Origin of the sequence: Brasilonema bromeliae SPC951, assembly GCF_012912135.1 — a bacterium.
GTDB classification, from domain to species: Bacteria; Cyanobacteriota; Cyanobacteriia; order Cyanobacteriales; family Nostocaceae; genus Brasilonema; species Brasilonema bromeliae.
The window spans coordinates 1-9,450 of record NZ_QMEB01000254.1; the positions used below are offsets into that span (position 1 = coordinate 1).

Here is a 9,450-nt window from a genome sequence, read left to right on the forward strand (position 1 = left end):
TACTTAGATAAAAAAAGAAAATCTATTTTATGCTTTTGAAGAAATTAAAAAATATTAACAATGTTAACTTTCCGCGATTTTTCAATAGCCTAGGTGTAAGTATCAAGACAAAACTTTTAGTAATGTTGTTGGTCGTCAGCCTTTGCGCTATGCTCGCGAGCACCTTTATCTGCTCTAATGCTGGTAAATCTATTCTCACCGAAAAAATATTCAACCAATTAACCAGCCTTCGGGCTGTCAAAACTTATCAAATCCAAGATTATTTTGAAAACCTTTACAACCATAGCCAGACTTTAAGCGAAGATTTGACAGTCGTCGCCGCTATGCAGGAGTTTAAGACGGCTTATCGCCAACTTGAAGAATCAAAAGTCCCAGCGGATTTTGACAAAAAAATTGATACCTACTACCAGACAAAATTTCTAACTAAACTGGCGCGAACTAACGAGGGTTCGCCCGTTCTCGCATCTTATACGCCAAAAACAACTGCTGCCCGTTACCTACAGTACCACTACATCGCAGCTAACCCCAACCCCCCAGGCAAAAAACTTCTCCTTGACCAACCAGGAGACGCCAGCTCTTACAGCCGCGTTCACGCCCGCTACCACCCGATTTTTCGCAATATAGTTGAAAAATATGGTTACTACGACATGTTTTTGATCGATCCCGAAGGAAGCGTTGTCTACACGGTTTTTAAAGAAGCCGATTTTACCACAAACTTGACCAACGGTCCCTACAAGGAGAGTAATTTAGCAGAAGCGATCGCCGCCGCACGAGGGGCAAACGGAAAGGGCTATGTGAAAATAGTAGATTTTAAACCGTACAGCCCTTCCTACGGTGCGCCTGCGGCTTTTATCGCTGCCCCAATCTTTAACGGCCCGGAGTTTATTGGTATTTTGGCGTTCCAGCTTCCCGTTGACAAAATTAACAATGTGATGACTGGGAACAAACATTGGAAACAAAATGGTCTGGGCGATTCCGGAGAAACTTATCTGGTCGGACCAGATTATCTAATGCGTTCTGCGTCTCGTTTCCAGATTGAAGACCCAAAAGGTCATGCAAAAACCCTACGGTCTATCGGCACTGATGAAAATACTGTCAAGAAAATCGAAGAGTTCAAGACTACAATTCTTCTACAGGAAGTACAAACAAAAGCAGTGAAGGAAGCGTTGTTTGGGAAACAGGGCACGCAGGTGATCAACGATTATCGTGATATTCCAGTTTTGAGTTCTTATGCTCCACTAGATATTGATGGATTGAAGTGGGCTATCTTAGCGGAGATGGATGTTTCTGAAGCCTATGCCCCAATTCACTCGTTTGAAAAAACAATTTTGATTGCGGCTACTTTAATTATCGCGCTGATCACACTTGTTGCCATGTCGCTGACCGCAATCTTTGTCAAACCCATCAAGACGTTAATCGCTAGCGCCCGCAAGGTGGGGGCTGGAGAATTTGATGCCGTTGTCAAATCTGGTTCGCAAGATGAATTTGGAGAGTTAGCTAAATCATTTAACCAAACGATAGACAGCCTTCGCGCCGAAACTCAACTAATCGAACAGAAAAATCGCGAAAATGAAGCATTAGTCTTAAATATATTTAGTCCCGCAATAGCCAAACGCCTCAAACAGGGCGATAGAGAAATTGCCGATCAGATTTCTAATGTCTCGGTCTTGTTTTCCGACCTCGAGCGATTCACCAAGCTTTCTCAATCAATGTCCCCTCAAGAAGTTGTTGGCGTGCTTAATGAACTGGTGACTGCATTTGATGAAATGACAGAAAAATACGGCATAGAAAAGATTAAAACTATCGGCGATGGTTATATGGCTGTATGCGGGCTTAGTGTACCGCGTCTGGATCATGACAAACGTATGGTCGAATTTGCTTCGGAGATGCTTGCATTTGTTCGTCGATTTAATTATGAAAAAGATTTGCACTTGGACTTGCGGATTGGTATTAACTCCGGAGATGTGGTTGCTGGAGTTATTGGCAAAGATAAGTTGCTCTATGATGTTTGGGGCGATACCGTTAACACTGCTAATAGGTTGAAGTCGGCTTGTCCGCCAGGAGGAATTTTCGTTTCTCAAAACATCTGCGATCGCCTGCGCGACCTTTACGAATTTGAGCCGGTTGGGGAAATCCAAGAAAGCGGAAAGCAAAAGCTAGTGGCTTGGCAACTTAAAGGTATCCAGCAAACAGTCAGCGTTCCAAGGTAGAAAACAAATGCATAACATCAGCTTGCACAACCAAGATTTTATCTGGATGTTAACTGTAGCATTCGGGTTCCCAATCCTTGTCATCGTACTGGGAGAGGTTGTTCATCTGTTGCAAATGCGCCGTAAACCAATAGCAGCTACGGTGCGGATTGTCAAGAACCTCGTCTTGCCCGTCTTCATGTTCATGATATTCTTTAAATATATTCTGAAAGTGAACACTGGCGGGAGTTTTGTCAAGATTGTCGAAACGCTATTCTGGATATCTGTTATCCACGCAGCCCTCTCCCTAATCAATACAATTCTGTTTGCAGAAGCTGAGGCAAATACATGGCGCGCAAAAATGCCCAAACTGCTAACAGACCTCTTCAGGTTGTTTTTGGTATTGGTAGGAACCGCAATTGTTCTAGCACTCGTGTGGGGTGCAGATTTGGCAGGTATGGTGACCGCCTTGGGTGTTGGCTCAGTTGTGATCGGTTTGGCGCTTCAGGACACATTGGGCAGTATTATGTCTGGCATTACGCTGCTTCTTGAGCGTCCTTTCAATGTGGGTGATTGGTTGCGTGTTGGAGAGAAAGTTGAAGGTCAGGTGATTGATATCAATTGGCGGTCTGTTCGCCTCCTCACACTCCAGCGCCAAGTCATTATAGTTCCTCATCAGGTTATTGGAAAAGAAATCGTCTGTAATCACAGCCTACCAGAACGCCTGTATAACCAACGCATCAAGATAGGCTTCTCCTACGATAGTCCCCCCAACCTTGTCAAGCAAGTGCTAACAAGTACTGCTCTATCTACACAGGGGATAGTAGCTGAACCTGAGCCAGAGAGCAAAACCTCATCTTACGATGAAACTGCAATTATGTATGAGGTGGAATTTTTTATCGAGGACTATGAGAATGTGGAGCAAATACTTGACAGATTCATGACGCGAGTCTGGTATGCAGCACGGCGAAACAACCTTGTTCTCTATCGCTACCGATACGAATATTCTTCAGAACCCGCTGTCAAGACAGATACTCCTTCCAGTCAGTTGACACAAAACTTAAATTCAATTCCTGGATTTGTACCCCTCACTAAACAACAAGAGAACTTGGATGACCTAGCCAAAGGTTCAACTTTACAGCATTTTGGTGCAGGAGAGAAAGTCATTCGACAAGGTGATTCTGATAACGCTTTATACGTTATTATCGCTGGTCAGGCTGCGGTGACTGTTAAGAACGAATCTGGAAAAGAGCAAGAGGTTATGACTCTTTCGCGTGGTGAGTTCTTTGGTGCAATGGCATTGTTTCGTGGAGAATCGAATCCAGTATCAGTGACTGCGATTAACGATTTGGAAGTTCTTGTCATCCATTCAGATGTTGTCGATACGATGATAGAACGTCAACCAAGCCTTGCCCGTGAGATAGGTCAGATTGTAGAAGCACGAAGGAAATCGGTAAATATGGCGCAGCAAGCGGAGGTTCCTGTCAATCGTCATTTTTAGATATGTCAGATAGCGCACCTTGAATAGATTGATGCGTGCGACGTGGGATTACTGGAGCGGACAAATACACAAGTCGATTCGTAAAAGATATTTAGATATAGTTAACTTTTAACCAATAACTGATACCATATCTTGTAGCTTGGCGACCATTTCAGCACGAGCTGAAACTTCCAGCTTGCGGAACATCCGTTTGAGCGCTTGCTTGACAGAATTTTGTGTGATCCAAAGTTTTTCACCAATTTCCGCATTGGTTAACCCTCGCGCTACCAACTCAGCAATTTCTAACTCACGGGGAGTCAGACGACTGACTAACGGGGAAACAGATGTTTTTGGTTTTGCGCGTAAAGTTGCGAGTTTTGCGGAAACATGAAGGCATAAAGCACTCATGTCCGCGAGATCATTGACGTTAAAAGCAGGAGTCCCACTCGCACGAGCAAGATTAAGCGTTCCCACAAGACGACCATCACAAACAATTGGTCCACTCATCACGTGTTCATGATCATGGCGCGAGCAAAAATGCTTCCACTCTCCTGTTGGTAACACCAATTGCTCGTGAGCTGGTGCATGACGTTCAACGACGTAGCGTCCAACCGGGTTGCTTTCCATACACACACCAGGAACATCCTGAACATCAATCTCTGTTAGGAATGGCTCATCCAAGAGATGGATTCCCCAATGCTGGACGCCAAAATACTCCGCCACTGTATCTATCAGAGCTAGTCGTAATTCTTGCTCATTGCTCACAGAAGCTATTTCATGAAATACAGTTTGGAGAGACTTTTCCATCTTTATTTTCCGAGTGGGGACTCCAACTTCAGCGAAGCAAGTCGGAGAGGAAACGAGGGTCTAATTTACTGGTTCGTTCGCGTAGCGTGCACTGAATCCTCAGTCCTATGCCTGCGGCACGGCTTGAGACCGAATGGACACGCTACGTGAACGCGCATTGCCAGTAAATTAGACAATCTCTTAGTTGGCAACACGATAAGTCCCGTGTTTCGCTGTACCAACCGAGATTTTTTTGGGCTGAATCGCCCTAATCTACGCCAATCAGCATCACTGACTGACAAAGCTTTTTCAGTATCGCCACTGCAATAACCAATTTCACCACTAGGAGTTTTTATTAAATCCCCTTTGCGAAACCCATGACGGGTTACAGTGCCACCGTATTTACGGCGTGTTCCACCTTTTAGTGGAACCATCAGATGCAACTGACGACGAGATACCGGAGGACGGCGAATAACTGTGAATGGGGCAGGTGTGATACTAACATGACCTTTCCAGCCCATTGATTGACAATCAATCGCACCGTATCGAGTGAAAGCGCTACACCCCAAAGCAATACCATCTACAGCGTGAGTCGCAGGTATAGTATCACCTTTAGAGTACTTTTGTTTATGCAAACCTAATTGCTGCCTAATATTTGCGGTTTGCCACCCCTCGACTTCGCGTACATCATCCCAATCGTTTCCTAGTTTCGTTAGTTGCCACTTCTGACCAACCATAACCGGACTGAATCCTTTATCACCACGCGCTTTAACTATTTCGTAGACGACGGTAGAAATGGGGTAAATCAGCGACAGTTCGTCAAGTACTCGTAACTCAAATTCCCGGTTAGCCCGGATACTTGGAGGTATTTTGCGCCCTCCGCGATTATCAAATCTCTTCTCCCGATGAGCGCGAACTTTAAATGCGACTTTGCGGTTAATTCGACGACCCCTGCGTCCTCTACGCACCATGCGTCGTTGCTCCATGCGTTCCCGCACAATTTGAAACGGCAATTGGAGGTGAGCCAACCAAAGGGTAAACTTAGCAGACTGTACACCCATGCCTGTGAAATATTTACCGGGGTCGATACCAACTGCTATCGGTTGCATATTGGTTGTCCTAGGGCAAACAACTAACTGAATCTGGAAAATACCGAGGTCGTTATGTACAACCCTTGCTTTTCCTTCTTTTAACCAACGTCTTGCCCTACTGGGTTTTGTTGGCATCAGTGGTTTCCCACTTGGTGATAAAACTGGTACTCGCATAAAGAGATAATCCTTCTCCCAAGGGGAGACGCGAAACGCGAACGAGTAAAGTTGTAAGTCCCCTCGCCCACCCAAACTCAGATGTCTTGGCTTTACCCAACAACCGAGCAAACAGTTTTACAGATAATCCGGTCTGGGGAAGCAACCGGAAGTGTTGACCGAGTTTAGGCTCACTGGGCTATTCAACACTTGCGTTACTAAGTCTGCTCTTAGCAATCCCTAACCGTTACTCCGTTTGCGCAGTGCGCCATCAGGCATAGGTAGGTTAGGGTAGTTGAAAGGTGTACCCACTTGGGGTCTATGCGAAACTTAATAATTACTTCTATGCTAATAGCAGCAAAGGTAAAAAGCTAATATAACAGGTGATATATAGGAGAAACAATGACAGTAACACAAGTTTCCGCTCAAGAACTTTTTCGTGCTGCTTACGAAAACCGCTACACTTGGGATACAAACTTCCCTGGTTACACTGCAGATGTCACCTATAAGCAAGACGAGCAGGTGTTTACAGGTAAAATTCGTATCAACTCAAATCTCAAAGCGGAAGTTTTTGAGATAGAAGATGAGCAAGCCAAGCAAGTGATTCACAATCAAGCATGGGAGATAGCGATTCATCGCATTCGTCGCTCCTTTGAACAAACCCACGGCGAGAATACATTTCGCTATGGTGCGACTGACGAAACTGGTGCAGTTGAAATCTTTCTAGGCGGAAAGTCTGAGGGCGATTACTACAAAGTCCGCAATAATGAGGTGAGCTTAGTCCACCGTCATATCCACAATGTTGTTGTGACGATCAACACTTTCAGCAGTCATGATACAGGAGAGGGCTACCTGTCCCATGAATATGACTCTGTTTACCACGATCCAAAAACAGGTGAACAAAAAGGCGGAAGAAGCGAGTTTACAGATGAGTACGAAAAGGTTGGTGATTACTTTATTCTAAATCGCCGAGAAATTCGTACCCAGACAGCAGCACAACCATCTATTCAGGAAATTATCTTTTCTAACATTCAGTTGTTGGAACCTGTTGCTGCTTAAGTTTTTTGATAGGGCTAATATATGCAACGTGCATATATTAGCCTGTATTTTCATAGACTTATTTTTTACCAAGTTACTTATAAGTTTTACTTGGGTTCCATATAAAGAATCTAAATCTAATAACTATTTAGTTCTTCTTGTGTTTTTAACCTCTGTTGTACGACAGATAACTGGTGCAGACAGAATCACAAAAGCAATCAAAGCCAAATTAGTAAACATTGTTTAACCCCTGTTATTTTTTAAGTCCTTCTGGGTATAAGACTACAGATGGTTCCGGCGAAGTTCCAGAAATTTCTGGTATTTAGGACACTTTTCAAACCTTCATATATAAACTACTTTTTTATCTACAGGTTGTATCATCTATGTCCCAATTTGAAACCGCCCTCGCCGCCTATCAAAGTTTCACTGACTCTTTCCAAAGTCTGATTATCAGCACCGTGAGTGCTGATAACACTCCCAATGCGAGCTATGCTCCTTTTGTGATAGATAAAAGTAAAAAGATTTACATTTATGTTAGTGGTCTTTCTACCCATACTCAAAATCTTCATGCTGTCCCCAAAGCAAGCGTATTATTTATTGATGATGAGTCTCAAACTAAACAAATCTTTGCCCGTCGCCGTCTAACTTTTGACTGTACAGCTACCTTGGTAGAACGTGATACTGAGTTGTGGAACCAAATTGTAGATAGCTTTGAAGCGCGTTTTGGAGAAATGGTTCAGATATTGCGGGATTTACCAGACTTCCGCATTTTTCAACTGACGCCAAGCAAAGGTCGCTTTGTCATCGGCTTTGGTGCTGCTTATGAGGTAGATCCGAATGACCTCAGCACCTTAACTCATGTTACTGGTGAAAGCAAAGGATAGGAAAGGAATAACCGCAACCAACCCAAATATCGTTTTGTGATTTGTTGTCGGTTTTCCTGTCAAGAAGCATCAGGATTTAAACATTCAAAGCAAGTCCTAATAAAGCTAAAATAGTACCACTATGAAGGACTATGCCTAATTTGTGACTTTATGACTTCTGCTGCTTTAGTCAAAACTGAATACGAGGCGATTATTGGTCTGGAAACCCATTGTCAACTCAGCACCAAAACCAAAATTTTCTCTTCTAGCTCTACGGCATTCGGTGCTGACCCCAATACTAACATTGACCCGGTTTGCATGGGTTTGCCCGGTGTCTTACCCGTACTGAATGAAAAAGTCCTAGAATATGCTGTTAAAGCAGGTTTGGCGCTCAATTGCCAAATCGCTAAATATAGCAAATTCGACCGTAAGCAGTATTTTTATCCGGATTTACCGAAAAATTACCAAATTTCTCAGTACGATCTACCCATTGCTGAACATGGCTGGTTAGAAATTGAGTTAGTTGATGCTGACGGTAACCCTGTTCGCAAAAAGATTGGCATCACGCGCCTGCATATGGAGGAAGATGCAGGGAAATTGGTACATGCGGGGAGCGATCGCCTTTCCGGTTCCACCTACTCTCTAGTAGATTACAATCGTGCTGGTGTCCCTTTAGTAGAAATTGTTTCTGAACCAGATTTGCGTTCTGGACAAGAAGCTGCTGAGTACGCCCAAGAGTTGCGTCGAATCCTACGTTACCTCGGCGTCAGCGACGGGAATATGCAAGAAGGTTCTCTACGCTGCGATGTCAATATCTCCGTGCGTCCAATTGGACAAAAGGAATTTGGTACTAAGGTAGAAATCAAAAACATGAACTCGTTCAACGCCATCCAACGGGCGATTGAATACGAAATTGAACGGCAAACTGCAGCAGTAGAAGCTGGCGAACGTATCATACAAGAAACTCGTCTGTGGGAAGAAGGTTCTCAACGTACAATTAGTATGCGGATTAAGGAAGGTTCTAGCGATTACCGCTACTTCCCCGAACCAGATTTAGCTCCCATCGAAGTTTCAGAAGAACAATTACAAGAGTGGCGCGCTCAACTTCCTGAACTCCCAGCACTCAAACGCGATCATTATGAAAGCGAGTTGGGGCTGACTGCTTATGATGCGCGAGTGTTGACAGAAGAACGTGCAACAGCTGAATATTTTGAAGCGGTTATTGCTGCAGGGGGAAATCCCAAAGCTGCTGCGAACTGGATTACTCAGGATGTCGCCGCCTACCTCAACAAAAATAAAGATCTCAAGATCACCGAAATTGGCTTGACACCCGCTAACCTGGCTGATGTGATCACTCGGATTGAGAAAGGGAAAATTAGTAATGCGATCGCCAAAGAAAAACTTCCAGACCTCCTAAACGGGACTTCTCCTGAAGAACTCTTTAAAGGTAAGGAACTCATCACCGATCCCAGCGTACTGGAATCTATCATTGATGAAGTCATGGCTGCTAATCCCAAAGAACTCGAAAAGTACCGTAACGGTAACACCAATCTCAAAGGCTTCTTTGTAGGACAAGTTCTGAAAAAGACCAATAAACTCGCAGAACCCAAACTCACAAACCAATTAGTGGAACAAAAGCTGAACGGCTAAACTCTTTACAGACGTTGGGTTCAACGTCTCCATTGCTTCGAGTGAGTGCTTGCTTAACAATTCTTTACACAAAATTTCCTAATAAATCAGGAAAAGGGGGTGACACCCCCCACCCCAAACAGTATATACTGTGTTTAGTAGATGCACCCTGATGATCTGGAGAGCTGCCCAAGCGGCTCTCCTTTTTTATGTCTTGTAAG

The 9,450-nt window shown here is 44.1% G+C and carries 7 protein-coding genes; 5 read left to right on the forward strand and 2 right to left on the reverse strand.

The window, feature by feature from the left end:
* Positions 1–149: 149 nt before the first annotated feature.
* Positions 150–2,210 carry an adenylate/guanylate cyclase domain-containing protein gene (locus tag DP116_RS24235; RefSeq protein ID WP_211173483.1) on the forward strand — a complete coding sequence of 687 codons (2,061 nt, stop codon included), beginning with the start codon at positions 150–152 and terminating at the stop codon, positions 2,208–2,210.
* 7 nt (positions 2,211–2,217) lie between these two features.
* Positions 2,218–3,690 carry a mechanosensitive ion channel family protein gene (locus tag DP116_RS24240; protein WP_169157590.1) on the forward strand — a complete coding sequence of 491 codons (1,473 nt, stop codon included), beginning with the start codon at positions 2,218–2,220 and terminating at the stop codon, positions 3,688–3,690.
* Positions 3,691–3,798: 108 nt separating this feature from the next.
* Here the strand turns inward: DP116_RS24240 and DP116_RS24245 are convergent, their stop codons facing one another.
* Positions 3,799–4,476 carry a helix-turn-helix transcriptional regulator gene (locus DP116_RS24245; protein WP_169157591.1) on the reverse strand — a complete coding sequence of 226 codons (678 nt, stop codon included), beginning with the start codon at positions 4,474–4,476 and terminating at the stop codon, positions 3,799–3,801.
* A gap of 65 nt (positions 4,477–4,541) precedes the next feature.
* Positions 4,542–5,720: an RRXRR domain-containing protein gene (locus tag DP116_RS24250; protein WP_169157592.1), complete on the reverse strand. Its 1,179-nt coding sequence runs from the start codon at positions 5,718–5,720 to the stop codon at positions 4,542–4,544.
* Positions 5,721–6,101: 381 nt separating this feature from the next.
* Between DP116_RS24250 and DP116_RS24255 the strand changes: the two genes are divergently transcribed.
* The 3 genes from DP116_RS24255 (at position 6,102) to gatB (ending at position 9,250) form a co-directional block, all read left to right on the forward strand.
* Positions 6,102–6,758 (forward strand): DUF3386 domain-containing protein, encoded by a 657-nt coding sequence (locus DP116_RS24255; RefSeq protein WP_169157593.1) that lies wholly within the window; start codon positions 6,102–6,104, stop codon positions 6,756–6,758.
* A 362-nt stretch (positions 6,759–7,120) separates the two neighbouring features.
* Positions 7,121–7,621 carry a HugZ family pyridoxamine 5'-phosphate oxidase gene (locus tag DP116_RS24260; protein WP_169157594.1) on the forward strand — a complete coding sequence of 167 codons (501 nt, stop codon included), beginning with the start codon at positions 7,121–7,123 and terminating at the stop codon, positions 7,619–7,621.
* A gap of 150 nt (positions 7,622–7,771) precedes the next feature.
* The gene (gene gatB / locus DP116_RS24265) at positions 7,772–9,250 is read left to right on the forward strand and encodes an Asp-tRNA(Asn)/Glu-tRNA(Gln) amidotransferase subunit GatB (RefSeq protein WP_169157595.1); all 1,479 of its coding nucleotides are present in this window, start codon (positions 7,772–7,774) and stop codon (positions 9,248–9,250) included.
* Positions 9,251–9,450 lie beyond the last annotated feature (200 nt).